Raw genomic sequence first — 251 nt, 5'->3', positions numbered from 1 at the left:
CGTAAGGAGCAAGAAAGTGTCGCCCATGATTTAACCCAGTTAATCGATACGGCCAATGCCCCTATTTTTGGGATTGATGCCGCGGGTCTGGTGAACGAATGGAACCAGCGCGCCGAGCAGCTCACTGGCTTTGCTAAGATTGATGTCATGGGAAAAGATCTGGTGGCCGGGTTTATCACCGATGATTACAAGGCCTCGGTTAAAGGGATATTGGATAAAGCCCTGCAAGGTGAAGAGTCGGCTAACTATGA

1 protein-coding gene is annotated in these 251 nt (G+C 49.8%); it reads left to right on the top strand.

Features of this window, described 5'->3' with window-relative positions; genetic code table 11:
- A partial coding sequence (locus H4J57_RS19710; protein WP_182224212.1) for a PAS domain-containing protein occupies window positions 1–251 on the top strand: 251 nt, incomplete at both ends.

Source organism: Colwellia sp. BRX8-7, assembly GCF_014077275.1.
Lineage (GTDB): Bacteria > Pseudomonadota > Gammaproteobacteria > Enterobacterales > Alteromonadaceae > Colwellia_A.
The sequence above is the reverse complement of the archived record's forward strand: the minus strand, read 5'-3'. Positions and strand labels throughout refer to the sequence as shown.